The 25,236-nt window shown below is 67.4% G+C and carries 26 protein-coding genes; 8 read left to right on the forward strand and 18 right to left on the reverse strand.

The window, feature by feature from the left end:
- Positions 1 to 23 precede the first annotated feature (23 nt).
- The 5 genes from kdpE to AC3WLF_RS18375 all read left to right on the forward strand — a co-directional run bounded on the left by kdpE (position 24) and on the right by AC3WLF_RS18375 (position 3,563).
- Entirely contained in the window at positions 24 to 719 is a 696-nt protein-coding gene (kdpE, locus tag AC3WLF_RS18355; protein ID WP_492319179.1) for a two-component system response regulator KdpE, read from the forward strand.
- Between the two features lie 132 nt (positions 720 to 851).
- Entirely contained in the window at positions 852 to 1,637 is a 786-nt protein-coding gene (locus AC3WLF_RS18360) for a TorF family putative porin (protein WP_492319178.1), read from the forward strand.
- 142 nt (positions 1,638 to 1,779) lie between these two features.
- Positions 1,780 to 2,136 (forward strand): hypothetical protein, encoded by a 357-nt coding sequence (locus tag AC3WLF_RS18365; protein WP_492319270.1) that lies wholly within the window; start codon positions 1,780 to 1,782, stop codon positions 2,134 to 2,136.
- Complete coding sequence (gene dapA, locus AC3WLF_RS18370) at positions 2,123 to 3,091, forward strand: 4-hydroxy-tetrahydrodipicolinate synthase (protein ID WP_492319177.1); 969 nt, start codon at positions 2,123 to 2,125, stop codon at positions 3,089 to 3,091. The genes AC3WLF_RS18365 and dapA overlap by 14 nt, the downstream gene beginning before the upstream one ends.
- Positions 3,092 to 3,428: 337 nt before the next feature.
- Entirely contained in the window at positions 3,429 to 3,563 is a 135-nt protein-coding gene (locus tag AC3WLF_RS18375) for an alpha/beta fold hydrolase (RefSeq protein ID WP_492358588.1), read from the forward strand.
- Positions 3,564 to 3,663: 100 nt separating this feature from the next.
- On the opposite strand, the gene AC3WLF_RS18380 is transcribed toward AC3WLF_RS18375, so the two are convergent.
- From AC3WLF_RS18380 to AC3WLF_RS18400, 5 genes are all read right to left on the reverse strand, one after another.
- Positions 3,664 to 4,539 (reverse strand): ABC transporter permease subunit, encoded by an 876-nt coding sequence (locus tag AC3WLF_RS18380; RefSeq protein WP_010813419.1) that lies wholly within the window; start codon positions 4,537 to 4,539, stop codon positions 3,664 to 3,666.
- A 10-nt stretch (positions 4,540 to 4,549) separates the two neighbouring features.
- On the reverse strand, positions 4,550 to 5,326 hold the full coding sequence (locus tag AC3WLF_RS18385; protein WP_010813418.1) for a taurine ABC transporter ATP-binding protein: 777 nt from the start codon (positions 5,324 to 5,326) through the stop codon (positions 4,550 to 4,552).
- An 86-nt stretch (positions 5,327 to 5,412) separates the two neighbouring features.
- The gene (tauA, locus tag AC3WLF_RS18390; protein WP_492319175.1) at positions 5,413 to 6,411 is read right to left on the reverse strand and encodes a taurine ABC transporter substrate-binding protein; all 999 of its coding nucleotides are present in this window, start codon (positions 6,409 to 6,411) and stop codon (positions 5,413 to 5,415) included.
- Between the two features lie 270 nt (positions 6,412 to 6,681).
- Positions 6,682 to 7,662, reverse strand: a complete 981-nt coding sequence (locus AC3WLF_RS18395; protein WP_492319174.1) for an ABC transporter substrate-binding protein — start codon at positions 7,660 to 7,662, stop codon at positions 6,682 to 6,684.
- A gap of 156 nt (positions 7,663 to 7,818) precedes the next feature.
- Positions 7,819 to 8,238, reverse strand: coding sequence for a DUF1801 domain-containing protein (locus AC3WLF_RS18400; RefSeq protein ID WP_492319173.1), 420 nt, complete (start codon positions 8,236 to 8,238; stop codon positions 7,819 to 7,821).
- A 220-nt stretch (positions 8,239 to 8,458) separates the two neighbouring features.
- On the opposite strand from AC3WLF_RS18400, the gene AC3WLF_RS18405 reads away from it, so the two are divergent.
- On the forward strand, positions 8,459 to 8,929 hold the full coding sequence (locus AC3WLF_RS18405; RefSeq protein ID WP_492358589.1) for a DUF1801 domain-containing protein: 471 nt from the start codon (positions 8,459 to 8,461) through the stop codon (positions 8,927 to 8,929).
- Positions 8,930 to 8,939: 10 nt separating this feature from the next.
- On the opposite strand, the gene AC3WLF_RS18410 is transcribed toward AC3WLF_RS18405, so the two are convergent.
- The 7 genes from AC3WLF_RS18410 to AC3WLF_RS18440 form a co-directional block, all read right to left on the reverse strand.
- Positions 8,940 to 9,704, reverse strand: coding sequence for a 2-keto-4-pentenoate hydratase (locus AC3WLF_RS18410; protein ID WP_492350928.1), 765 nt, complete (start codon positions 9,702 to 9,704; stop codon positions 8,940 to 8,942).
- Complete coding sequence (locus AC3WLF_RS18415; RefSeq protein ID WP_492350929.1) at positions 9,701 to 11,131, reverse strand: amidase; 1,431 nt, start codon at positions 11,129 to 11,131, stop codon at positions 9,701 to 9,703. Before AC3WLF_RS18415 ends, AC3WLF_RS18410 begins: the two co-directional genes overlap by 4 nt.
- A 24-nt stretch (positions 11,132 to 11,155) precedes the next feature.
- Entirely contained in the window at positions 11,156 to 12,238 is a 1,083-nt protein-coding gene (locus AC3WLF_RS18420; RefSeq protein WP_492319169.1) for a TRAP transporter substrate-binding protein, read from the reverse strand.
- A gap of 17 nt (positions 12,239 to 12,255) precedes the next feature.
- Positions 12,256 to 13,563 carry a TRAP transporter large permease gene (locus tag AC3WLF_RS18425; protein WP_011616863.1) on the reverse strand — a complete coding sequence of 436 codons (1,308 nt, stop codon included), beginning with the start codon at positions 13,561 to 13,563 and terminating at the stop codon, positions 12,256 to 12,258.
- Complete coding sequence (locus AC3WLF_RS18430) at positions 13,560 to 14,219, reverse strand: TRAP transporter small permease subunit (RefSeq protein ID WP_492319168.1); 660 nt, start codon at positions 14,217 to 14,219, stop codon at positions 13,560 to 13,562. The genes AC3WLF_RS18425 and AC3WLF_RS18430 overlap by 4 nt, the downstream gene beginning before the upstream one ends.
- 102 nt (positions 14,220 to 14,321) lie before the next feature.
- On the reverse strand, positions 14,322 to 15,269 hold the full coding sequence (locus AC3WLF_RS18435; protein ID WP_081225766.1) for an IclR family transcriptional regulator: 948 nt from the start codon (positions 15,267 to 15,269) through the stop codon (positions 14,322 to 14,324).
- Positions 15,270 to 15,547: 278 nt separating this feature from the next.
- A complete protein-coding gene (locus tag AC3WLF_RS18440) occupies positions 15,548 to 16,528 on the reverse strand; it encodes a GlxA family transcriptional regulator (RefSeq protein WP_492358590.1) in 981 nt (326 codons plus the stop codon).
- Positions 16,529 to 16,709: 181 nt separating this feature from the next.
- Here AC3WLF_RS18440 and AC3WLF_RS18445 point away from each other — a divergent pair, with 181 nt between their 5' ends.
- Positions 16,710 to 17,318 carry a cysteine hydrolase family protein gene (locus AC3WLF_RS18445; protein WP_492356420.1) on the forward strand — a complete coding sequence of 203 codons (609 nt, stop codon included), beginning with the start codon at positions 16,710 to 16,712 and terminating at the stop codon, positions 17,316 to 17,318.
- 76 nt (positions 17,319 to 17,394) lie between these two features.
- On the opposite strand, the gene AC3WLF_RS18450 is transcribed toward AC3WLF_RS18445, so the two are convergent.
- The 5 genes from AC3WLF_RS18450 to gtdA form a co-directional block, all read right to left on the reverse strand.
- The gene (locus AC3WLF_RS18450) at positions 17,395 to 18,735 is read right to left on the reverse strand and encodes an MFS transporter (RefSeq protein ID WP_492356421.1); all 1,341 of its coding nucleotides are present in this window, start codon (positions 18,733 to 18,735) and stop codon (positions 17,395 to 17,397) included.
- Positions 18,736 to 18,844: 109 nt separating this feature from the next.
- A complete protein-coding gene (locus AC3WLF_RS18455; protein WP_492350934.1) occupies positions 18,845 to 20,059 on the reverse strand; it encodes a 3-hydroxybenzoate 6-monooxygenase in 1,215 nt (404 codons plus the stop codon).
- 27 nt (positions 20,060 to 20,086) lie between these two features.
- Complete coding sequence (maiA, locus tag AC3WLF_RS18460) at positions 20,087 to 20,728, reverse strand: maleylacetoacetate isomerase (RefSeq protein ID WP_492358591.1); 642 nt, start codon at positions 20,726 to 20,728, stop codon at positions 20,087 to 20,089.
- Between the two features lie 34 nt (positions 20,729 to 20,762).
- Positions 20,763 to 21,461, reverse strand: coding sequence for a fumarylacetoacetate hydrolase family protein (locus tag AC3WLF_RS18465; protein ID WP_492356422.1), 699 nt, complete (start codon positions 21,459 to 21,461; stop codon positions 20,763 to 20,765).
- A 95-nt stretch (positions 21,462 to 21,556) separates the two neighbouring features.
- The gene (gtdA, locus tag AC3WLF_RS18470; protein ID WP_492358592.1) at positions 21,557 to 22,603 is read right to left on the reverse strand and encodes a gentisate 1,2-dioxygenase; all 1,047 of its coding nucleotides are present in this window, start codon (positions 22,601 to 22,603) and stop codon (positions 21,557 to 21,559) included.
- Between the two features lie 152 nt (positions 22,604 to 22,755).
- On the opposite strand from gtdA, the gene AC3WLF_RS18475 reads away from it, so the two are divergent.
- Complete coding sequence (locus AC3WLF_RS18475; protein ID WP_492319160.1) at positions 22,756 to 23,676, forward strand: LysR family transcriptional regulator; 921 nt, start codon at positions 22,756 to 22,758, stop codon at positions 23,674 to 23,676.
- Between the two features lie 183 nt (positions 23,677 to 23,859).
- On the opposite strand, the gene AC3WLF_RS18480 is transcribed toward AC3WLF_RS18475, so the two are convergent.
- Positions 23,860 to 25,215 (reverse strand): serine hydrolase domain-containing protein, encoded by a 1,356-nt coding sequence (locus tag AC3WLF_RS18480; RefSeq protein WP_492319159.1) that lies wholly within the window; start codon positions 25,213 to 25,215, stop codon positions 23,860 to 23,862.
- Positions 25,216 to 25,236 lie beyond the last annotated feature (21 nt).

A 25,236-nucleotide genomic window follows, 5' to 3' on the forward strand; every position in this document is an offset into this window, starting at 1 on the left:
TCGCGCAAAAAGAAAGGGAGTTGATGCCATTTGATTTTTCCCCGACAGTCCTGCTGGTTGAGGATGAGCCGCATATCCGGCGCTTTGTCCGCTCGACCCTGGAGTCCGAAGGTTGCACGGTGCACGAGGCCGAATCGCTCAAGCGCGGACTGATCGAGGCAGGCACCCGGCAACCTGACCTCGTCATTCTCGACCTGGGCTTGCCGGACGGAGACGGGGTGAGATTGATCAGCGAGATCCGTACGTGGACTGACGTACCGGTGCTGGTCCTGTCGGCACGTAGCGGAGAAGCCGACAAGATCGGTGCGCTGGATGCCGGCGCGGATGACTACCTGACCAAGCCCTTTGGCGTCGGTGAACTGGTCGCGCGCCTGCGCGTGCTGCTGCGCCGGCATGCCAGGGCCAACGCTCACGGTTCCCGCCAGATCCTGTTCGGCGACGTGCAGGTTGACCTGGCCAGCCGCGTCGTCACCCGTTCGGGACAGGCCGTGCACCTGACGCCGATCGAGTATCGGCTGCTTGCGGTTCTGATCGCCCACCGCGGCAAGGTGATGACGCACCGGGAATTGCTGCGGGAGGTGTGGGGACCCTCCCAGGCCGAAAGCAGCCAGTACCTGCGCGTCTATATGGGGCATCTGCGGCACAAGCTCGAAGCGGATCCGGCGCGGCCCGCCCACTTGCTGACCGAAATCGGGCTGGGCTACCGGTTTGCCGGGTAGCGCTGAAATCCAGGCGCATTGATTGGATTTGTACGCGGGCACCGCGGCTTTTGATACCGTTTTTACGCGTCAGGCCATATCGTGGCGAGGCTCCCTGCAACGGGGATTTTTTCAACTCTCGCCACAACAACAATGACTGACCTGCGCCAAACCGCGGCCACGCTGCTCGCATGTTCCGCATCTTCCATCCTTTTCGCTGCCATGCCGGCCATGGCGCAATCCCAGCCTGACGCCGCGCCGTCCCCGCATACGTTCACGGCCAACGTGTCGCTGGTCTCGGACTACCGCTATCGCGGCATCAGCCAGACCAACCTGCGCCCGGCCATCCAGGGTGGCTTTGACTACGCCCACGAAAGCGGCTTCTATGTGGGCAACTGGAACTCCAGCATCAGCTGGCTCGAGGATGCCAACCCGGCGGTCTCGGCCCCGGTCGAAATGGATTTCTACGGCGGCTTCAAGAACACCTTCAAGGTCTCCGGCACCGAGTTCAACTATGACCTGGGCGTGCTCGAATACTACTACCCGGGCGGCTACAACAACCCGCGCCCCTACACCACGGAACTGTACGCCGGCATCGGCTGGGGCCCGGTCATGCTCAAGTACTCGCACTCGGTCACCAACCTGTTTGGCTGGGCCGACAGCAAGAACAGCTACTACGTCGATCTGAGCGCCAATGTCCCGCTGAATTTCTGGGACCTGACGCTGAACGCGCACGTCGGCTACCAGGGCGTCAAGCACAACAGCGACGCCTCGTACACCGACTGGAAGATCGGCCTGACCAAGGACCTGGGCAAGGGCTTCGCGCTGGCGGTTGCCTATGTCGATACCAACGCCAAGGAAGTGGCCTACACCAGTGCCAACCGGGGCCGCTACCTCGGCAAGGCTGCGGCCTGGGCGTCGCTGACGAAGACGTTCTGAGCGCGAGCGCCTTGCCAGCGGCGCTGATCTTGATGCGGATTTAACGCCAAGGCCCAACATCCTTGCATCAAATTTAGACGGCGCTGGCTAGCATAAAGCCATGTCCAACACGCGACCCGCTACCGCGCCGGTCCATCCAATCATGCGACAGTCAAGCCTGGCCGTTGATACTGTTCCCCGACGTACCGCCCTGCGCAGCAGCAAGGCCACCATGCCCGCGCTGCGCGCGGTCTCCCAGCCCGCACCGGCCTGGATCCGCATGCGTCTTGCGGTGGCATCCACCGAAGTGTTCGGCCTGCGGCAGACCATGCACCGGGTGCTCGGTGAACTGGCCCGCGTCTATGTGGTGAACGTGGACTACCGGCACGGCGAAACCACGCTGCACGTGGAGATCGCACGCGCGGACCGCGACGCGGCCATGCACGCCATCATGACGGCCTTTCCGGCGGCGGAGTTCGGCGTCACGACAGCCCTGGGAGACAACCATGTGGCGCACTGAGGAAGAGAGCTTTTCCGGCGCCGCCGTGCATGCCTGCACCGGTATCGCAGCGGTTTCCCGCCAGTCGCCATGGGGCATCTGGGTGCCCATGGTCACGCCGATGCGTGCCGGCTCGCTGGACCTGCCGGGCGCCGCCAGGCTGGCTGAGAGTTACCTCGAGGCAGGCGTGAACGGCCTGATCATCTTGGGCACGACCGGCGAGGGAAACCTGCTTTCCACGCACGAGCGGCAAGTCTTCACGGCGGCAGTGCTCGAGGCCGTCCACGGCGAGCTGCCGGTGATGGCTGGCGTCGGCGCGGTCGATACCCGCGCGGTGTGCGCGCAAGTTGCCGAACTGGACGGCTTTGATCTTGCCGGCTACCTGGTGCCGCCGCCCTGCTACCTGCGGCCCTCCGATGCGGGAATCGTGTGGCATTTCAATGAAGTGGCGTGCGCAACCGAACGCCCCCTGATGCTGTACAACGTGCCGAAGCGAACTGGCTGTGCGATGTCGCCTGCGCTGATCCGATCTCTGCTCGCGCAGCCGCAGATCTCGGCGGTCAAGGAGTGCGACGCCGGCAATCTCGGGGCCCTTGTCAACGATCCGCATGTCGCCGTGCTGTGCGGCGAGGATGCGGCCCTGCTGGATCACCTGCTTGCGGGAGGCGCCGGCGTGATCGCCGCGTCCTCGCATATTCGTCCGGATTTGTTCGTGCGCCTGCTGCATCTGGCACAGACAGGACGCTTCCGCGCGGCCCGCGCCTTGTTCGCGAAGCTCGCGCCGTTGATCTCGCTGATGTTCGCGGAGCCGAATCCGGCACCGGTGAAAGCTGCCCTGGCGCTCTCCGGCGTGATTTCCCCGGAAACCCGCCTGCCGTTGCAGCCGGCAAGTCCCGCGCTGGTCCAGAGGCTGGAAGAGGCCATGGCCCTGCTTCCTCCGCCTTCCGTGGCACGGGATGAGCATCTGGCGGCCTAGAGGCTGGCCATCCTTGCGAGGCGACGATGAAACCTCCTGTCCCACTCTTCTTCACCTGCACGGCGTGCGGGCACATCCACTCCGAAATCCTGCAGGATATGGTCTCGGGAAAGCTGCCTCAGCCACTGACTTGCCCCGCTTGCCACCGGGGACTGAGCATCGACTGGAACTGGATCACTGACCAGGCCGAGCAGCTGGGACTCAGCAAGCCCGCATCGCTGGCCTCGGGCAATGCTCTACGCCGTCTCTCAGACTGACACCGCGGCAGCATCGCGGGCGCGATCATCGCCTGCAAGCGGGCGCGGCTTACGCCGTCTCGGGCCTGCACGGAGATGCCGTGCGGCAGCGCGCCATACAGGTCGCCAAGTGCGGCGGCGTGGTGGTGCCGGACTGCGGCCACTTCATCATGGAAGAGGCACCGGAGGCCTTCATGGCGCAACTGCTGCCGTTCCTGGAAGCGCAGGCGCGATGATGAAGGCCGCGCTGCGGGCGTAACGCCGGAAAACGGCAAGGACTGGCCGTCAGCCAGTCCTTGCCCAACACCCAGGTCGCAGCTTGACTACATCCTCACCTCACATCCGTCCCTTCCAGGGCACCAGGACCTTCGCCAGCTTGCGCATCAGCAGGTCGAACACGTAGGCGATCAGCCCGATCAGCACGATGCCCATGATCACCACGTCGGTGCGCAGGAAGTTGGAGGCATTGAGCACCATCTGGCCAAGGCCGGCGGTGGCGGCCACCATTTCAGCGGCGACCAGGGTGGTCCAGCCGAAGCCTATGGCGATGCGCATCCCGGTCAGGATATCGGGCAGCGCGGCGGGGATCACCACATGGCGGACCACCTGCCACGGCGTGGCGCCCATCGAGTAAGCCGCGTTGATCTGCTCGATGGTGACCGAGCGCACGCCGGCCTGGGCCGACATGGCCAGCGGCGCGAAGCAGGCCAGGAAGATCAGCAGCACTTTCGAGGTCTCGTCGATGCCGAACCAGATCACGATCAGCGGCAGGTATGCCAGCGGCGGCAAGGGGCGGTAGAACTCGATCGGCGGATCGAACACGCCGCGTGCGATGCGCGACACCCCCATCATCACGCCGACCGGCACCGCCGTGACCACCGCCAGCCCGAAGGCGCCGAACACGCGCATCATGCTGGCCGCGAAATGCTCGGTCAGCGGCTGGCCGCCTTGCAGGTTGCCCTGCCAGGCATCGATAAAGGCGGTGACGATGGACTCAGGCGTGGGCAGGAACAGCGGCGGCAGCCAGCGCAGGTGGCTGGCGAGCCACCACAGCGCGAGCAGCAGCACCACGGTGATGGTGGAGATGCGTGAGCTTGACCCCTCGCCGGGCAGGCGGTAGCCCGAGACGGTCTTCATTTGCTGGCTGGCCCCGGCCGCGGCGGCTTTGGTGACGCGCGGCGTGGGTTCGATGCGTTGGACGGAAGCGGGCATCTCGTGTTCCTCAGGCGGTTGCATGGATCAGATCAATGATCTCTTCGCGATAGCGGATGAACTCCGGGTCGGCCTTGACTGCACGGGCGTCACCGCATTCGATGAAGCGCCGCGCGAACGGCAGTTCATAGGTGTGCGCGATGCGGCCAGGCGACGGCGTCATGACAATCAGCCGCGTGGCCAGGAACAGCGCCTCTTCCACGCTGTGCGTGATAAAGAAGACGATCTTCTGTTCCTTGGCCCAGAGCTTGAGAATCAGCGCCTGGATCGATTCGCGCGTCAGCGCGTCGAGCGCGCCCAGCGGCTCGTCCATCAGCATCACCGCCGGATCACAGGCGAGCGCGCGGGCAATCCCGACGCGCTGCTGCATGCCGCCCGAGAGCTGATAGACCGGCTTGCCGGCGACGTCTTCCAGACCGACCGCGGCCAGCTTCTCATGCGCGACCCGCATCCGTTCGGCACGCGACACCCCACGCAGGCGCAACCCCAGCGCGACGTTGTCCGCCACGCTGAGCCACGGCATCAGGGCGTGCTTCTGGAACACCACGCCGCGTTCGGCACCCGGCCCGCGCACCACCTTGCCGGACAGCCGGATCTCGCCTTCCGAAGGCTCCATGAAACCTGCGATGCACGACAGCAAGGTGGTCTTGCCGCAGCCCGAGGCACCGAGCGCCACGACGAAATCGCCGCGCTCCATGGTGAGGTTGACTTGCGACAGGGCCAGCGTTTTGGCGCCGCCCGCGACGCCGTAGTTGACACTGAGATTATCGATTTCAAGCTTGTACATGATGGGCTTCCGCAACAGGACTTTCGGGGCGGCCGCGCCGGACTGGCTTGCGCGCGGCGGCCATCTTCAGCGCGATGGGCGCGGCGTCAGCGCAACGCCCGCTTTGCCCATTCCGCGTTGACGCCCGGGCCATAGTCCGGCAGGACGGTCTGGATGGTGCCCTGCTCCTTGAGGAACTGCGCCGCGGACTGCAGCGCGCGCGCCGCGCCGCCGCCCAGCCAGCGCTCCGACACCTGCTCCTGCAGCGTGGGGAAGGCGTACAGCGCCATGCTCGCGGGTACCGTCTCGGGCTTGGCGCCAGACACCTTGGCCACCGCCTTCACCATGGGCGAATCGGGGGTCCAGGACGCCTTGTTCTTGCGGTAGTTTTCATCGGCGGCGGCCAGCACGCGCACCAGCTTGACCATGAACTCCGGGTTCTCGCGGGCAAACTTCTTGTTGGCGATCATGCCGTCGAAGGTGGCCTTGCCGGTGTCGGCGGCAATCTGGCCGGAGGTCATCAGCACGGTGCCTGACTGCTTGAGCTTGGCCAGCACCGGGTCCCAGATAAAGGTGGCGTCGATGTCGCCACGCTCCCAGGCGGCGGCTACCTCGGGCGGGCGCATGTTGACGATGCGGACGTCCTTCGGATTGATCTTGGCGCGCTCCAGCGCGACCAGCGTGTGGTAGTGCGTGGTCGACACGAAGGGCACGCCGACGCGCTTGCCCTTCAGGTCGGCGACGCTGGCGATCTTGCTGCCATTGCGCGCCACCATCGCCTCGGCTGCGTTGATGTCGTCCAGGATCCAGAACAGTTCGACATCCAGCCCTTGCGACAGCGCCGACGCAATCGGCGAGGTGCCGGCCTCGCCAATGGCGATCTGGCCCGAAGCCATGGCGCGGATCACGTCCCCGCCGCCGCCGAACTGCCGGAACGAGACCGTGTAGCCAGTCTGCTTTTCCAGCTCCTTCATGTCCTGTGCGTAGCGCCAGGGCACCACCATGTCCTGGTAAGCAATTACTACATTCTTGTTCTGGGCGTGTGCGGCTGGCGCCAGCGCGGCCACCAGGGCGAAATACGTCGCTATCTGCTTGATCCACCGCATGGTTTTGCTCCTCGGAAGGGGAAATATGTTTGGGGGTCACGGCTTTATAGGTGAGGGCCATTCCGGGCCTATAGGACCAGTTGCCCGGATTCGCTGGGACCAGAACGGTCCACGCCAGCGCAGGCCGCGCCAGGCCGTGAAATGGGCTGGCGCGAGGCGGCGTCAATCATGGAAATCCTTAGCGGCCTCCGGCGAGGCCATGGTTGTGCCGGAGGCGCTTGCCGAGGCCGTCGATGGACTCAGTGCACGGCCTGGCGCCGCCCGCGGCGGTCAGCCGGTAAGGGAGAACCCGGAGTCGAAGGTCTGCCGCACATCGAGCCGCTGCTTGAGCAACCCAGCTTTCTGGTAGAAGTCCGCCGTGCGCTGCTGCTCGGCGATCAGCTCGGCATCGATCTGCCGCCATTGCGTGTGCCGCCGCTCGAACTGCAGCCGTGCCGCCTGCGGCGGGATCCCGATGATGCGGGCGAGGGCCGCCGAGAACTCCGGCACATGCTGGTAGGACCATTGCTGCGCACGCACCACCCGGCGCAGGAAGTCTTGCAGCACCGCGCGCTTGGACGCCAGCGCGGCATCGGTGGCTGCCAGGTAGCTAAGGCCGGACCACAGCCCGCGTCCGCTGACCAGCACGCGCGCGTGGCCGCTGGTTTCCGCCATCGCGGTATAGGGTTCCCACGTCGCCCACGCATCCACCGAGCCGCTGCTCAACGCGAGCTTGGCATCCGCCGGCGGCAGGAAGCGCAGGTTGGCGTCCTCCGGCTTCAGCCCCGCGGATTCCAGCGCCTTGAGCGTCACCAGGTGGCCGATCGAGCCGCGGTTGGTGCCGATGCTCTTGCCTTTCAGGTCGGCCGCCTGCCGCAGCGGCGAGTCGGGCCGCACCAGGATTGCCGTGCCGTAGGGATCAGAGCGGTTGGCGCCGATCAGCTTGATCCGCGTGCCGGCCGCGAGCGCGAAGATCGCCGGGGCATCGCCGATCGGGCCGCTGTCGACCGCGCCCGCGTTCAGCGCCTCGGCAAGCGGTGCCGCGGCAGGGAACTCGGTCCATTGAATGTCGTAGTTCAGGCCGTCGAGCGCGTTGGCGGACTCGAGCAGCGCGCGCAGGCCGCCCTTCTGGTCGCCGGCTTTCAGGACCGGGCGCCCCTGCGCTTGCGCATTGCCGGTGGCGAACGTGGTGAAGGAAAGGATGGGGCCGGAGGCGAGCGCGGCCGTGGCGGCGGCGCCCTGGCGCAGGAACTGTCGTCGGGAAGCGGTCATGGCATTCGCGGGGAGATGGAAACCCACGAACGTACGCGCGCAGCACGCGAAAACCAACGAAGAAAACCGGCATTCCATATGCGTGGAGCATGCCGCCCGGGACGTTCTTTGCGATGCTCAGGCGCGCGCCCGCACGCCCGGACGCTTCGTGTCCCTTTACTCTTTGCTCTCTTGTGCTTTCGCCCGGGTAGCCGCGGACGGTGCCTTCTTCTTCGACTTGCCCTGATTGAACGCAATCGCGGCACGGATGAGATTCTTCATGGCACGCGCATCAATCTTGTCGCCCTCGAAGAGATCGATCGCACGCCACTTGTTGCCGCCGAGGCCGGCGTTGAAGAGCTTGTCGGGATCCGGCAGGCTCGCCCCGTTGGTGAAGGTGATCTTCACCTTCTCCTTGTGCGCGTTGGCGACCGCGATCATGCCGTCGCGTGACCACACCGGGCTTCCCATCCATTTCCATTCCTCGATGATCTCGCCGTCGGCCTCGAGGATGGTCTTGCGGAGCTTGGCCAGCGTCTTGCCACGCCAGTCAGTGAGTCCTGCGATCAGCTCGTCGATATGTTCCGATGGATTCATGGATGCCTATTCCTCGAATTTGTCCCGCGCATGAGGCAGCTCGCGTCCGGCCATGACAGAGAGCGTTCCGGTCGATCCCTCGTTCGTTGCCCGATCCGTTTCAGCAGGTTAGCATAGCCCGATTGTCGTGCTTCAAGCACTGTCGTCAGCGGCTATGTCTGCCCTGGGCGACTTGGCCTGTCTGTCAGGTGGTTAGCGTGTATTCGATGGAGTGAAGGCAATGGCGAACCAACCATCCAGGAAGCCGGCGCACGCCGCAACGAAGACTCCGGCCAGGCGGGCCGCTGCCAGCCCGCCACTGCTCGCAGGCGGCAACCCCCGGATCGCGAAGGCCGACGGAGATGCCCCCGTGCAGGCCTATATCGCCGCCATGCCGGGCTGGAAACACGACGCCGGGCGCCGTCTCGACGCGCTCATCGAGCGCAACGTTCCCAACGTCCGCAAGGCAGTGAGGTGGAACTCGCCGTTCTATGGCATCGAGGGCCAGGGCTGGTTCCTCAGCTTCCATTGCATGACGAAGTACATCAAGGTGGCCTTCTTCCGTGGCATGTCGCTGCGCCCTGTTCCCCCCGTCGAATCCAAGGACAAGAACACGCGCTACTTCCACATCCACGAAGACGACGAGCTTGACGAGGCGCTGGTGGCAAGCTGGGTCCGGCAGGCATCGGAGCTGCCTGGCTGGGTTCCGTAAGCCCCCGCCCTCAGAACCACGCCGCAAGCGTCCCCAGCCCTTCGATCCCGGCGCTGACGCGGGTTCCGGCAGAGGCAAAGAGCAACCCGGTGCAGGTGCCGGTGGTCACCACTTGCCCGGCTTTCAGCCCCGCCCCGCGCGCGGCGCAGTGGTTGGCCAGCCAGACCAGCAGCGCGCCGACATCAGGGCTCTGGTGCCCGCCGACGGTATGCGCCACGGTGCGCCGGCCAAAGCGCAGCGTGGCCTCCAGCGCGCCCAGGTGCAGCCACTCGCGCGCGAACGGCGTGGGGCGCCCCGTCACCAGTGCGCCATGGCTGAGCAGGTCGGCCAGCTGCGCATCGCTGCCGGCCCCGAGCCAGTCCTCCAGGCGGCTTTCCACGACTTCAATGGCAGGCACCACCAGCGCGAGCGCGGCCTCGATGTCCCGGCGCGCATAAGGCCGGCCGCGCGGCGGCAGGCTGGCGCCGAGCACAAAGGCGACCTCCACCTCGATGCCGCGCAGGCGCCAGGCCGGCCCCCGCAGGGCCACGCCATCCGGCAGCAGGCCGGCCGCCGGCAGCGGCGCACAGGCGGGTTCCTGGCCCGGCCCCCTCGCACCAACCTTCCAGCCGCCAATGGGGCCGATCATGGCAAGCGTGGCATCCTGCACGGCGTAGCTGCCGCCATGCGCAAGCGGGTGCAACAGTGCCGGATCGACGCGCTCGCCACGCGCGCGCGCGACGCACAGCATCTGCGCGAGCGCCGCCGGCGTACCTGGCGCAACCAGGGTCTTCATTGGCCCTGCCCGTCGAGCGGGAACCCAGGCGGCCTCGGGAAAGCCTGCTCGAACTGGCGCGCGATTGCCAGCAGCAGCGCATCCTCGGCCGGCGCCGCCACCAGCTGGATGCCAACCGGCAAGCCCTCTGCCTCACCGCACGGCAGCGAGATCGCGGGCAGCCCGGCAGCATTGGCAAACGCGGTGAATATCGCATGGCCACGCGGCCCGACCTCGCGGCCTTCAATCACAGGCGGGTGCGACTGTGCGGCCGGCCATGGCAATGCCGCTGCGGCGGGCGTCAGCAGCAGGTCGTAGCGTGCGAACAGCAAGGAAAGCTCGCTGCGCAGACGCTCCACGGCCATCAGCAGATCAAACAGCTGCACGGCACGCAGGCCCGCGCCTGCCGATGCATTGGCCTGCGTGGCCGCACCGAACGTGCCCGCATCGAGCGGCGGGCAGAACGGCTGTTGCGCGCCGCCCTGCTCCACCAGCCAGGCCAGTCCTGCCTGCGACAACAGCGACCATTTGGCATTGGTCGCTTCCGCCAGCTCGAACGCCTGCGCGGTTTCCACCGTGTGGCCAAGTTCACGCAGCCCTTGCGCTGCCTGCCCGGTCAAGGCAGCGATGCGCGCATCCACCGGATGATCGCCGAAGCGGGGCACGTGCAAGACCCGGCATGGCCGCGGCGGCATCTGCAGCGGCACGCCGGCAAAGCGCCGGGAATCGGGATCGCGCGGGTCGGGCTGGCCCAGCGCCTCGGCCATGGCCATCGCATCGGCCATGCAGCGGGCCAGCGGGCCGACCACTTCATAGCGCATGAAGATCTCGGGCAGCCCGCTGCCGCGCGGCAGCCGTCCGGGCGACGGCTTGAAGCCCACCAGCCCGGTATGCGAGGCCGGGCGCCGGATCGAGCCGCCGCCGTCGGTGCCCAGCGCCAGCGGGCAGCAGCCCGATGCCACCGCCGCCACGGCGCCGCCGGAAGACCCGCCCGGCGTCAGGGCCGGCTGCCAGGGATTGCCGGTTGTGCCGAAGACGAGGTTGTCGGTATAGCCCTGCATGGCGAACTCCGGCACATTGGTCTTGCCGAAGATCAGCGCCCCGGCCGCGCGCAGGCGCGCCACCGGCAGTTCGTCGCGGTCCGGGACAAAGCCCGCCAGCGCGCGGCTGCCCCAATGCGTGGGCAGGCCGCGCACGTGCAGGTTGTCCTTGACGGTGACCGGCACGCCATCGAGCGCACCCAGCGGCTCGCCACGGCGCCAGCGCGAGGTGCTCTCCTGTGCCGCCGCGATGGCGCCTTCAGTATCGAATGCGATCACGGCGTTCAGCGCCGGATTGCAGTGCGCCGTGCGCGCCAGGCAGGACGCCAGCGCCTGTTGCGGCGTGAAGCGGCCGGTGGCGTAGCCGTCGGTGAGCGCATGTGCCGGCAGTTTCCAAAGATCATCCATCGTCGTCTCCGCCGTCCTCAGTGTTCACTTGAGCCCGACCAGCGGCCCGATGGTCTGCTTCCAGATGGCCGAGCATTGCGGGTAGGACTTGTCGCAGACCTCGGTCCAGGTCGGCAGCGAGACCGTGGTCAGCGCGTCGCGCACCAGCTGCAGGTCGGCCGGACGCACGGGCACCTCCTTCATGGCGAACTTCTTGCCGGTCTTGCACGGCTCTTTGCCGACGTTGCAGCGCGAGGCATCCTCGAACAATTCGCGCGAATAGGACCAGGTATCGCGCTCGAAACGCTGGAAGGCCTCGGCCAGGCGCGTTTGCTGCTCGGGCGGCAGCGCGTTCCAGCGGCTGAGCTTGATGGCGTAGGCATTGAGCGCGATCTGGAAGCCGACTGGCATGAAGTATGAGGTGACCTCGGGCCATCCCGCCGTGTTCGCCGAGCTCGGGCCGGTGATCGCGCAATCGGTGACGCCGCGCTCGAGCGCCTGCTGGGTTTCGCCGAAGGGGATCGTCACCGGAATGCCGCCGAGCTTCTCGATGAACTTGGCCAGGGACTGGTCGTAGACGCGCACCTTCTTGCCCTTCAGGTCGGCCAGGCCGCCGATCGGCGACTTGCAGAACACCACCTGCGGCCCGAACGGCCAGATCCCGAGCAGCTTGGCGCCGTAGCGTTCCTGCAGGCGCTTGTCGAAGGCATTGCGGTAGGCATCCACGGCCTTGCTGGCCGAGCCGTAGTCGGTGCTCAGGCCAACGATGTCCGGCCCGAGGAAGAATGGCTCGTCGCGCGAGACCTGGGCCAGGCGCAGGCTGACGATGTCGAACAGCCCGGAGCGGAGCACGCGCAGGCCGTCTGAATCCTTGATGCCGAGCACATCCATCGGCTTGTAGTCGGCATCGATCGGCAGGCCGGTGTTCCTGGCGAAGTTCTCGAAAAAGGGCTGCTCCTTGTTCTGCTGGATCAGGCCGGTCGCGACGAGGTTGCCGGCTACCCGCAGCTTCGTTTGCTGGGCAGGCTGGGCCGGCTGTGCCTGGGCAGTGCCCGGCAGCAGCACGGCGGCAGCGCAGGCGACATGGGCGGCCGCGATCAGCGCGCCGGCGATTCGTTTGGCGTTCATGGGAGCTTCCTTGGAGGTCAATGCCCGAACATCAGGTTGGGCAGGTAGGTGGCAATCGCCGGGAAATGGATCAGCACGGCGGTCATCACCACCATGGCGGCAAAGAACGGCAGCGTGCCCTGAAAGACTTCATTGATCGATCCTTCGCCGCGCACGCCCTGGATCACGTAGAGCGTCATGCCGATCGGCGGGCTGATCAGCGAGATCTCGCACATCAGCACCATGAACACCCCGAAGAACACGGGATCGATGCCGGCCGCCTGCACGATCGGGAAGACCACCGGGACCGTGCCGACCAGCATCGGCATGGTCTCCAGCGCGATGCCCAGCACCAGGTAGAGGGCTGCGAGCAGCCACAGCAACACCGCCGGCGACACGTCCACCTGCTTCATCAGGCCGGCCAGCGCCTGCGGCACCCCCAGCATGGAGAGCACGAAGTTCAGGTAGAGCGCGGCCACCAGGATCAGCGCGGTCATCGCGGTCAGGCGCAGCGTGGAGCGGAAGCAGTCGTGCAGCATGGCGACGCTGAGCTTGCCGTAGGCGGCCGCCACCGGCAGGCACACCAGCACGCCGAGCGCGGCGCTCTCGGTGACCGTGGCCCAGCCGGTGTAGATGCTGCCCATCACCACCGTGAACACCAGCAGCGGACCCGCCAGGTGGCGCGAGTTGCTCAGCCTGGCGAGCAGCGGCACACGGGCCTCGCGCGGGCCGCCCGCCGCGGGCTTCCACAGGCAGATCAGCAGGATCGTGGCCAGGAACAGCACGGTCATGATGGCCCCGGGCAGCACGCCCGCCACATACAGCCGCGCCGCCGAAGTATTGGTCATCGAGCCGTAGATGATGAAGGCCACGCCGGGCGGGATCAGGTTGCCCAGGCTGGCGCCGGCCGCGATCGAGCCCAGCACCATGCGCTGGTCATAGCCGCGATTGCGGAAGGAAGGCAGCGCGACCGTGGAAATCGTCGCCGCGGTGGCCACCGATGACCCGGACACCGCCGAGAACAATGCCGAGGCACCGATATTGGTATGCAGCAGGCCGCCCGGCAGGCGGTTCAGCCAGTCGCCGAGCGACTGGTACATCTTGTCCGTCGCGCCGCCGCGCATCAGGATCTCGCCCAGCAGGATGTAGAGCGGGATCGACAGCAGCAGGTAGTCCTCGCCGGCCGCCCACAACTGTTCGCCCAATGCGTCGATCGCGGGCATGCCGAAATAGGCCAGCGCCCCGGCCACGCCCACCACCAGCATGCTGGTGGCCACATGGAAGCCAAGGAACATCAGCCCCAGCATCAGGCACAGCCCGAGCAGGATTTCAATGGGACCGATCATGCTGCCGCTCCTTCGCTCTTGCCTTCAGCGCTGCCCTGGCCCGCGCCATTGCCCTCAGCGGGCGCGGCGGCAACGCGGATGTCCGCCTCCGCCTCGATCTCCTCGGCCAGGGTCTGCGGCCCGAACTGGCTGTTCAGGCGGGCCCAGTCGCGCCGCACCAGCAGCTGCAGGGCGTGCCAGGCGGCGCAGGCCGCCACCAGTGCGAACAGGGAATAGCCGGCCAGCCACAGGGTCTGGGGCATCCACAGGGGCGTGGCAAGCGGCGTGGACGCGGTGCTGTGCAGGTCGATGGTGTCCACCAGCACATGGCCGGCGCGCCAGACGCAGAGTCCGGCCACGGCAGCCAGGCTCAGCATCGCCAGCAGGTTGAGCACGGCCCGCACCTTGACCGGAAAGCGCGTCAGCAGGAAGTCCACCCGGGTATGGCCGCGCCCGACCAGGGTGTAGGCAAAGCCGCACGTGCCAAGGATGGCGTAGGTATAGCCGCCGATTTCATCGATGCCCTGCAAGCTGAAGCCGCCCAGCTTGCGCCCGAGCATTTCGACGCAGGTCGCCACCGACAGCACGATCAGCCACCATCCGCACAGGATGGCTATACGGTCAATGCCGGCGGCAAGCCGTCGGCTCCAGGGGGTATCGGCAAGCAGGGTCTTCATGGTGCGGGGGCCGGTCGTGACATTGCTTCCATTGAAGCGCATGGCCAGACCCGCGCGGCGGCTTTCCCGCACGCCGGAACTTCTTGAATAAACCCTTAGGAATCAACAGCTTTCCGGCGCGCCCGCGTGGAAAGGCAAGGACGCTGCGGGCACTGGCATCGGGCAGGGCACGCGGGTGCAGCGCCCGCCGTAGGCAGCGCTGATCTCTGTGGCAGCCCAACGCACCCAGGCGCCAAGCTCATCGAAACGGGCACGCACGATGCGCTGGCTGGAACCGGCCAGCGAGACCGCGGCGAAGGGCCGGCCGTGCTCGTCACAAATCGCGGCGGCAATGCAGCACAGGCCGACCGCATTCTGCTCGTCGTCCACCGCATAGCCGCGCCGGCGCACTTCGGCCAGGGTCTCATGCAGGCGCGAGGGGCGCGCAATGGTGTTGTTGGTCAGGCGCGGGAGGCCAAAGGTGCGCAGGTATTGCAGCACGTCGGGCTCGCTCTTGGCGGCCAGCACCGCCTGGCCCATGGCCGTGCCATGCAGCGGCGCGCGCTGGCCCGGCCTGGCCAGCGCGCGGCTGCCGTGGGGGCCTTCTGCCTGGCAGGCGAAAACAATCTGCCCGTCGCTGGCCACGCCCAGGTTGACGGTCTCCCCGGACAGCGCGCTCAACCGTTGCATCACCGGCAGGGCGAGTTCGCTGATGCGGCGCCGGCGGGCGAAAGCGGCACCCACCGAGAAGCAACGCACGCCCACGTACCACAGGCTGCGCTCGCGATCGAACTGGACAAACTGGCGTTGCTCGAGCGTGGTCAGCAGGCGATGGACGGTCGATGTAGACAGGCCGCTGCGTGCCGCCAGATCCACCAGCCGGTAACCCTCGTCGTCATCGGACAACAGCTCGATCAGCTGGAGCGCCCGCGTCAGCGACTGCACGGTGCTGTCGCCGTCCCGGCACTCCCGCCCTTCCCGTGACGGCGGGTCGGCGCTGGCGGCAGGCGCCACCGCCCGTGTTGCGGCTTCTTTCCTGGCCTCCCTTGTCCTGGTCGTGGTGCCTGCCATGTGAATCCCCTTGCTTGCGTTGCCGCACGCGGACGCAAGTTCCGGGCCACTGCCCGGTCACAGGCCTGGCCCACGCTGGACATGGGGCATGCGGTCAGCCCGCACCGCCGCCGTGCCACATGCACTCGCTCCGCACCGCCCCCCGCCCGGCTTTAATGCACAACATTGTCTACCACCATGATGGAAGCCATTAAGAATATCTCGACCGATGGCCGAAACACGAAGAGGGAAATCCCTTGTTTTCTTGCGCTGGCTGTTGTGGGCTGGCTGCACCCAGATCAAGCCGATGGGGAGCCTTGCCCGCTCAGCACCGCACCGCCAAACTGCTTGCGGTAAGCCGACGGAGAAACGGCTAAGGCCTGGGTGAAGTGCTGCCGGAACGAAACGGCGGATCCAAACCCCACCAGCTCGGCAATCAGGTCAACCCCCTTGTCCGTCGTCTCCAGCAGGCGCTGCGCCGCCGTCAGCCTGTGGTTCAGCACCCACTGCGTCACCGTTGCGCCAGTCTTCGCCTTGAAGCGCCTGGTGAAGTTGCGCCGGCTCATCCCGGCCTGCTGCGCCAGCGTGTCCAGTGTCAGCGCCTGGTCCAGGTTTTCGATGGCCCAGTCCAGGGTCGTGCTGAGCTTGTCCGCGCCGTCCACCCGGGGCAGCGGCTGTTCGATGTACTGGGCCTGGCCGCCATGCCGGTGCGGGGCAACGACCATGCGGCGGGCCACCCGGTTGGCGACGTCCGCGCCATGGTCGCGGCGCAGCAGGTGCAGGCAGCAATCCAGGGCGGCCGCCGTCCCGGCCGAGGTCAGGATGTCGCCATCGTCGATATACAGGGAGTTGCGATCGAGCCGGACCTGCGGATACCGGTTCGCAAAGTCATCGGCCCAGGCCCAGTGCGTGGCCGCCGTGCGCCCGTCCAGCAAACCCGCCTCGGCGACCACGAACGTACCCAGGCAGAGGCCGGCAATCCGCGCGCCCCGCGCGCTGGCGGTTTGCAGCGCTTCCACCAGGGCGTGGGGCGGGCGCTCCGCCGGGTCGCGCCAGGCCGGCATGATGACCGTATCGGCCTCTGCCAGCACCGAAAGGTCGTGCCCGACGTCGATCCTGAACCCGGACATGGTGGGAATCAGCCCGGTCTTCTCGCCGCAGATGACCAGCCGGTAGCGCGGCACGCCCAGCCGGGCAAGATCGTCGCCAAACACGATACAGGGTACGGACAGGTGGAAGGGGCTGATGCCTTCGAAGGCGATCACCGCGACGGTGTGCATTGCGTTCTCGCTGGCACGGACACGAATTGAGGATGGCCCAATTCTATCGGATGTTGTCCATCGGGCCACTTTCGGGGTTGCAGCCGGCGTTGGAAACTACCTCCCATGCCGCGGTTGCGGTGATTGGGGCGGCCTCCTCGCCAGCGGCGCCGCCCTCTTCTTTTCCATGACGAGGACCACAATGAACCACCCGACGATTCGCACCATGGCCGGCGCACCGGCCCCCACCGCCATCGAAGCCGCCAGCAGCGCCTTGCTGGTGATCGATTTCCAGAATGAGTACTTCAGCGGCAAGATGCCGATCCCGGACGGCGCGCGCGCCCTGGGCAATGCGCAACGCCTGATCGCTCACGCGGATGCGGCCAGGATTCCTGTTTTCCACATCCAGCACGTGACGCCCGCGGGCAGCCCCGTCTTTGCGGAACAGAGCGCCAGCGTGGAATTCCACAGCGACCTGCAGCCGGCCGCGCATCACACGGTGTTGCAGAAGACCTCGGTCAGCGTGTTCCCGACGACCGACCTGGACCAGCGCCTGAAGGCCGCCGGCATCAAGACCCTGATCATCACGGGCCTGATGACCCATGCCTGCGTGTCAGGCGCGGCGCGCGATGCGGCGCCGCTCGGATACAGCGTAATCGTGGCGGAGGATGCCTGCGCCACGCGCGACCTGGATACGGCCGGCGGCGTGGTGCCGCACCGGGACCTGCACCGGGCCGCGCTTGCCACCATCGACGACACCTTCGGCGATATCCTGACCACCGAGCAGGTGCTGAAACTGCCGATCGCCTGATCGATCGCGGACAGCCATGATGCCGAGGGGGAGACCGTCAGGCCGCCTCCCTCTCAGTCACTCCCGCCGCCCGCCTTCAGACTGCCAGGCGCTCCACCGCACTCTCGCGCCTGACCATCCCCAGCGAGAACATCGACAACCCTGCGATCAGCGCCGGCACGCCGATCAACGCAAACAACGCCGGCATGCCCAGGCCCATCGACAGCATGGTGGCCCCGCCGACCGACCCCACCACCGAGCCCATCCGGCCAACGCCGTTGGCCCAGCTCACGCCTGTGGCACGGCAGTCCGTCGGATAGAAGCTGGCGGACAGCGCATTCGCACCCACCTGCGACCCTGAGACGCAGAAGCCCGCAAGAAACACCGCCATGCCCGCAGCCACCGGCTCGGAAGCAACGCTGCCCACCGCCGCGATGCCAAGCGCCGCCAGCCCATAGCTGGACGCCAGCACATAGTGCGGATTGATCCGGTCCATCAGCCAACCCAGCGCAATCGCCCCCACCGTCCCGCCGACCTGGAACATGGTTGTCACCAGCGCTGCCGTGCGCAGCGAATGGCCGGCGGTGCGCAGCAGCGTCGGCAGCCAGCTGGACAGCAGGTAGATCACCAGCAGGCTCATGAAGAACGTCAGCCAGAACAGCAGCGTGCCCCGCAGCAGCTCGGGCCGGAACAGGTGCCGCACGGGCGAGCTGGTGCTGCGCTGTTCGCCGACCACGAAGGTGGCGTCACGCAGGTCGGCTTGCGGCGCGATCTTCTGCAGCGTGGCGACGATGCGTTCGCGCTGCTTGCCGGCCAGCACGAGGTAGCGCACCGATTCCGGCAGCAGCCACAGCAGCAGCGCCGCCAGCACCAGCGGCATGACCCCGCCGGCGACCAGCACCGAGCGCCAGCCAAAGGCGTCGATCAGCCCGGCGGAAGCCAGGCCGCCGAAAGCCGAGCCCAGCGTGAAGCCGCAGAACATGGTCGTGACCAGGAACGAGCGCCGCTTTTCCGGACAGAACTCCGAGGTCAGCGTGATGGCGTTGGGCATGGCCCCGCCCAGGCCCAGGCCGGTCAGGAAGCGCAGCAGCACCAGCGTCCACAGGTCCTGCGACCAGGCCGAGGCCAGGCTGGCGGCACCGAAGAACAGCACCGACAGCACCAGCACGCCCTTGCGCCCGAAGCGGTCGGCCAGCGGGCCGAAGACGAAGGCGCCGACCATCAGGCCGCCGAGCCCGGCGCCGAACAGCGGCGCCAGCTGGGCCGGCGTCAGCTGCCATTCCGCGCGGATGGCTGGTGCGATGAAGCCGATCGCCGCCGTATCGAAGCCATCGACCGCAACGATCAGGAAGCACAGCACGACGATGCTCACCTGGAACGCCGACAGCGGCTGGCGGTCGATGAACGCGGTGACGTTCAGGGGTTGGCTGGCAGGCATGGTGGTCTCCTCCTTGATGCCAGGATTAGGGGCGAGTCACGTCCGGCAGCCTTATGCGCGGCCGCCAGATCGTTTCGGATTGACTGCGAAGAAAAGTTGCGCCAGCGGCTTACAGCCACGGCGTGGGGCTCAGGCACTGGTCGGCACGCCAGCCATGCAGCCACTGCAGCGCGTCGTAGAACTGCGCCTGCGTGCGGCCGGTCCACAGGCTGTTGCGCACCAGCCGGTCCACGCCCTTGGCGTGGTAGACCCGGCCCATGTCGCGCGCAGCGTAGAGCACGCGGGCGGTACGCGGGATGCGGGCCTGCTCGTACAGCTTGAACGCTGCCTCGCAATTGCCGCCGGCGGCCTGCACCGCGGCGCCCAGCGTGACCGCGTCTTCCAGCGCCTGGCAGGCGCCCTGGGCCACGTATTGGGTCATCGGGTGCGCGGCATCGCCCAGGATGGTGGCGCGGCCGAAGCTCCAGCGCTCGACCGGGTCGCGGTCGGCGGTGGCCCAGCGCTTCCAGGAAGTGGGCCGGTCCAGCATCTGGTGCGGCAGCGGATGGATGCCCTCGAAGTACGACAGCACTTCCGCCTTGCTGCCGTCGCGCACGCCCCAGGTTTCCTGCTCGCGGCTGTGGAAGGTCACCACCAGGTTGTACTGCTGGCCGCCGCGCAGCGGGTAGTGGACCAGGTGGCAATGCGGGCCGGCCCACACCACCGGTGCATTGACCTGCAGGTCCTGCGGCATGTCGGCGACGCCGACCACGGCGCGATAGACCACGTGCCCGGTGACGCGCGGCTCATCGCCGATCAGCGCCTGGCGGATCGCGGACTTGACGCCGTCGCAGCCGATCACGGCATCGCCACGATGGTGTTCGCCGTGCTGGTCGATCACGGTCACGCCCTGGTCATCCTGCAGCAGCTGTTCCACGCGCGTGCTGGTGCGGAACGTAATCAGCGGGTGGTCCTGCACCGCCTCCAGGATCGACAGGTGGATATCGGCGCGATGGATCACCGCATACGGGTTGCCGAAGCGCTCGCGGTACGCCTGCCCGACGTCAACCTCGGCGATCACGCTGGTATCGATCGCATCGCGCAGGCTGAGGTAGTCGGTAAAGACCGCCCGGCTGCGCGCAGCTTCGCCTACGCCCAGCGCATCCAGTGCGGCAAAGGCGTTGGCGGCGAGCTGGATGCCCGCGCCGATCTCGCCGATCTGCTCGGCCTGCTCCAGCAGTTCGATGCGGATGCCCTGGCGTGCGAGCGCCAGCGCCGCGGCCAGGCCGCCGATGCCGCCGCCGATGATGAGGACCTTGCCGGTCGCGTTGTTGGTACTGCTCATGTCTTGTCTCCTCGCCTGCGCGATGCGTCAGGCGGTGTGGTCGGGCTGGCGCCCGGGCGCCGCCTGGGCAAAGGCGGGATGGGCGCTGGCGTGTGCGTAGACCGCCATCGCGCGCTGGTACCGGCTCAGGTCGCAGCCCATGCGCAGGGCGTTGGCGACTTGCGGCACCAGCGTGACGTCAGCGAGTGTCGGCGCATCGCCGAAGCACCACCTGCCATGCCCGTGCTGCGCCAGCAGGCGCTCCACGCCGGCCATGCCTTCATCGATCCAGTGGCGGTACCAGGCATCCTTCTGCTCGGGCGTGACCTTTAGCACGTCCTGCAGGTAGCGCAGCACGCGCAGGTTGTTGACCGGGTGGATGTCGCAGCCGATCAGCGTGGCCAGTTCCAGCACCCGCGCACGCTGCACCGGGTCTTGCGGCACAAGGCGCGGCTCCGGATGGAGCGCGTCCAGGTAGTCGAGGATCGCGAACGACTGCCCGAGCGTAAAACCGCCATCCACCAGCGCGGGCACGGTCGCGGACGGGTTGATTTTCCCGACGTACTCCGGCTCGCGGTGCTGGCCGGTGCGGATATTGACCGGCAGGTAGTCGTACGGCAGGCCCTTGAGGGCCAGCGCGATGCGCACCCGGTAGGACGTGGAGCTGTTGAAGAAACTATAGAGCTGCATGATCGGTAATGCCCGTGTGCTGCGATTCAGAGGTTCAGACCACGCGCACGGCCAGTTCGCCGAGGCCGTCCACGCCCGTGACCATGGTCTCGCCGGCCTTGACCGCGCCCACGCCTTCCGGCGTACCGGTGAAGATCACATCACCCGGTTCCAGGCGGAAGAACTGCGACAGGTAGGCCACCGTCTCGGCCACCGACCAGATCAGGTGCGACACATCGCTGCGCTGCTTCGTTTCACCGTTGACCGTCAGCCAGATGCCGGCCTGTTGCGGGTGGCCGATCTCGCTGGCGCGGTGGATCGGCGCGACCGGCGCCGAGGCATCGAAGGCCTTGCCGATCTCCCAGGGGCGGCCCATTTCGCGCATCTTCATCTGCAGGTCGCGGCGGGTCATGTCGAGGCCGACGGCATAGCCCCACACGTGTTCGAGTGCCTGTTCGACCGGGATATCCGAACCAGCCTTGCCGATCACTGCCACCAGCTCGGCCTCGTAGTGGTAGTTCTGCGTCTGCGCCGGATACGGCAAGTCCAGCGTGGTGCCGGCCTGCACCGGGAGGATCGCATCCGCCGGCTTGCAGAAGAAGAACGGCGGCTCGCGGTCGGGATCGAAGCCCATCTCGCGCGCATGGGCGGCGTAGTTGCGGCCCACGCAGTAGACGCGGCGCACGGCGAACTGGTCGTCGCTGCCGGCAACGGGGATGGAAACGGTGGCGGGGGGCGTGAAGACGTAGGACATGGTTCGAGGTTTCCGGAAGTCGTCAGGTAAGCGGGAGCCTCAGGCGGTGCGCGCAGGCACCGCCCGGGGCAGATCGGATCAGGGTCGCGGGACGCTCAGGTGCGCGCTTCGCGCAGCAGGTTCATCGCGGACAGCACGGGCCGGTCGGAATAGCTGAACAGCACCGCGTCTTCCAGCGCGCCCAGCTGCACCGGCGCCCACGACGGGGCCACGAAGATGTCGCGCGGCTCGAACTGGAACTGGTCGTCACCGATGCGCACCGTGCCGCGCCCTTCCACCACGCTGTAGACGGTGGCGTCGGTGCTGCGGTAGGTCTTGCCCTGGAAGCCCGCCGGCAGGTACTGCATGAAGGTGGCGATGGTCGGCATCGGCCAGCCGCCGGTGGCCGGGTTGATATAGCGCAGCTTGACGCCGTCCCAGGCATCGAGCTCGCCGTTGCGGTAGAGCTGGTCCAGCGCCTCGCGCGAGCGCTCGTACGGGTAGCTGAAAATCGGTGAAGTGGGATCGGTCACACGGTGTCGCACCGGCACCATGTTGTGCCCGAAGCGGGCCAAGCTGTCGCCCTCGACGCGGGTCACGGGCTGCTGGGCTTCCGGGTAGTTCTCGGCAAACCCGGCATCGAACTGCTGCACCAGCGGAATATCCAGCCCGTCCAGCCACACCACCGGCTCGCCGCCGTCCTCGACGGCAGGGTTGCCATGGTCGTGCCAGGTCCACGACGGCGTGATGATGAAGTCGCCGGGATGCATGGTGGTGCGCTCGCCGTTGACCGCGGTCCAGGCGCCCTTGCCTTCGACGATAAAGCGCAGCGCGGACTGGGTATGGCGGTGGCTGGGCGCGATCTCGCCCGGCAGGATCAGCTGCAGGCCAGCGTACAGCGTGGAGGTGATGCTCGACTTGCCCGGAATGCCCGGGTTCTCCAGCACCAGCACGCGGCGCACCGCTTCCTCGGCGCTGATGACGCCGCCGGCCTGCATCACCAGCGGGCGGATCTGGGCGTACTTCCAGATGGCGGGAACGATCTGCGGCCGCGGTTGCGGCGGCACCAGCGCGTGCAGCGACTCCCACAGCGGGGTCATGTGGCTGCGGCCGATTTCTTCGTAATAGGCCACGCGGGCCGGGTCTGGGGTGTGTTCGGACATGCTGTCTCCGTAACTTTATGCAGGGCTTTGGGAGCGCTTTTGTGGGTGCGTGTCATCGCTCGCACCGTCTTGTTGTCGTTATACGCGGCGGCCTATAAGATTTGAAATGAACTTTTCATCTTATCGATACCATTTTTCATATAGGTAGCCTCATGGACTGGACCCAGAGATTGCGGCTGCGCAACCTGCAGATGCTGCTGAGCCTGGCCGAGACCGGCAATATGAGCCAGTCGGCGGCCATGCTGAACACGACCCAGCCGGGCCTTTCCAAATGGCTGAAGGACCTGGAGGACGATATCGGGCTGCCCCTGTTCGAGCGCCAGGCGCGCGGGCTGCGGCCCACGCCCTACGGCGAGTCGCTGATCGAGCACGCCCGCCGGATCGAGGCCCAGCTGGATACCGCGCGCGACGACCTGCAGGCCATGCGCGACGGCGGCAGCGGGATTGTGGTGGTGGGTACGTCGGGCGCGTCGTCGGCGGATACCGTGCCGCTGGCAGCGCTGCAATTGCTGCAGCAGATGCCCCGCGCCAGCGTGCGGCTGGTGGAAACGACCATGGACCGGCTCATGAGCCAGCTGGCGCACAGCGAGCTGGATATCGTGGTGGGTCGCTCGGCGCCCGAGCTGCAGGATGCGCACATGCGCACCGAATCGCTCTACATGGAGCCGATCCACTTCGTCGCCCGGCCGCGCCACCCGCTGCTGCAAGGCGCGCGCATCGGCTGGGACGACCTGTATCGCTACCGCTGGGTGGTGTGGCCGCGCGGCACGCCCATCCGCAACGCGCTGGAAGGCGCGCTGGCCAGCGCCGAGCGTGCGCTGCCGGCAGATTGCGTGGAGAGCAATTCCACCGTGCTGAATCTCACGCTACTCAACAACAGCGACATGATCGGCCTGGCCTCGCACCGCACCGCGCGCCGGCTGGAAGCGCTGGGCGCGCTGCGCATCGTGCCGCTGCGGCTGGCGGGGTTCGGCTCGGTGTCGATGTACTGGCGTGACGACGCGCAGTCGCGCGCGGCGGTCATGGCCATGCTGGATTGCCTGCGGCGGGCGGCGGGGGCGCCGCAGGACTAGGTGCTGCTCAAAAGCGATGCCGCATCCATTCTCTTTCGTTGTGGTTGGTCATCGCCACGGCGAAGATGCCGATGGCTGGATTGCGGACTGCGCGGCCCGCAGGCGCGCAGCAGTCCTGCGCACGCCCTGGCGGCGTGCGTGAGAGGCAGATCGGGAGAGTCCGCCGGCCCCTGCCGGCGTGGCTCAGCGGCTGACCGCGCGCTGGATCGCGAGCGCCGCGGCCACCATGGCCTCGGCGGATTCCAGCGCCCGGGCCGGATCGTCGCGCTTGCGCACCGCGGCTGCGCTGGTCGCACGCGCGGCGCCGTCCGGGCTGGCGGAGAACTTCACCACCGTCAGCCCCCTGGCCGGGTTGATATAGATCTTCTGTCCGAAGCGCCCGCTGGCCTCGATGCTGCCGTCGCCGTCGTTGCGCTGGAACCAGTAGTTGCGGTAGCCATAGCCGTCGCGGCCCGGCATGGTGTTGCCGCGCGCAAAGCGGGCCTGGTTGCCGGCCGGCTGCAGCGCAATGCGCGCCGCCGCCGGCGAGATCCCGCCCGAGGCGTCGCCGGCGGCCGCCCGGCGCACGGCCTCGGCAAAGCGGGCGGCATCGCGCAGCGTGGAATTCATGCCGCCGCTGGCCATTTCCGTGCCCTGGCGGTCCACCTGGGTGTAGGCATCATCGTCGGCAAAGCGGGACCACAGCCGCTCGCTCACCAGTTGCGCCCAGCTCTTGCCGGTGATGCGCCGCAGCGCCCATGCCACCGCTTCCGGCGAGCCGTTCTGGTAGTACCAGACGCCGCCATCGTCGCGCCCGCCGGTGGCGTGGACGACCTTGAGGAAGTCATAGATGGTATCCGGCGCCTCCGCCTTGCGCGGCACGATCCCCACCGCCCCGAACAGCCCCAGGTCCGGCGGCAGCCCCTCCGGGTAGCCCACCGGCACCTCCATGTCCAGGTTCTGCTGTACCGTGGCCTCGCCGAACGGGTTGCCGGCCAGTTCCGGCACATACTGCGCCAGCCGGGCCTGCGGATCGAGCTTGCCCTCTTCGACCAGCATGGCGGCCAGCAGCCCGGTGACGGACTTGGTCATCGAGGCCCAGATATGCGGCTGGTAAGGACCAAAGCCCGCGAGGTAGCGCTCATAGACGACCTTGCCCTGGTGCAGCACGATAAAGCCGTCGGTATGGGTGTCGCGCAGGTAGTCGGCCAGTCGGACCGTCTTGCCCGCCACGGCAAACGTGGTGCCGTCCAGTTCCGTGCCGGGCTGACCGGCCAGGGCCAGCGGCTGGCTGGCATGCCGGATCCCCGCCGTCGGCGACATCTCGCGCGCATGCCGGAACGCCCAGCGCATATACGGCGGACGCAGCCCGCTGCCGCGGCTGACTTGCTTGTCGGGCGGCGGCGGAAAGCCCTGCATGACCTCGTCCTCGGCAACGGCCACGGGCTGGCCGGTGCCCTGCGCCAGCGCAACGCTCATCGGCGCCACCAGCAGCGCCACGGCCAACCACACCCGACTGCGTCCGAATCCCGTCCTGCGCGACACTGTTTGCGCTTGCATGCTGTCTCCATTCCTGTCCAG

The organism is Cupriavidus sp. FW306-01-F10A (assembly GCF_058782785.1).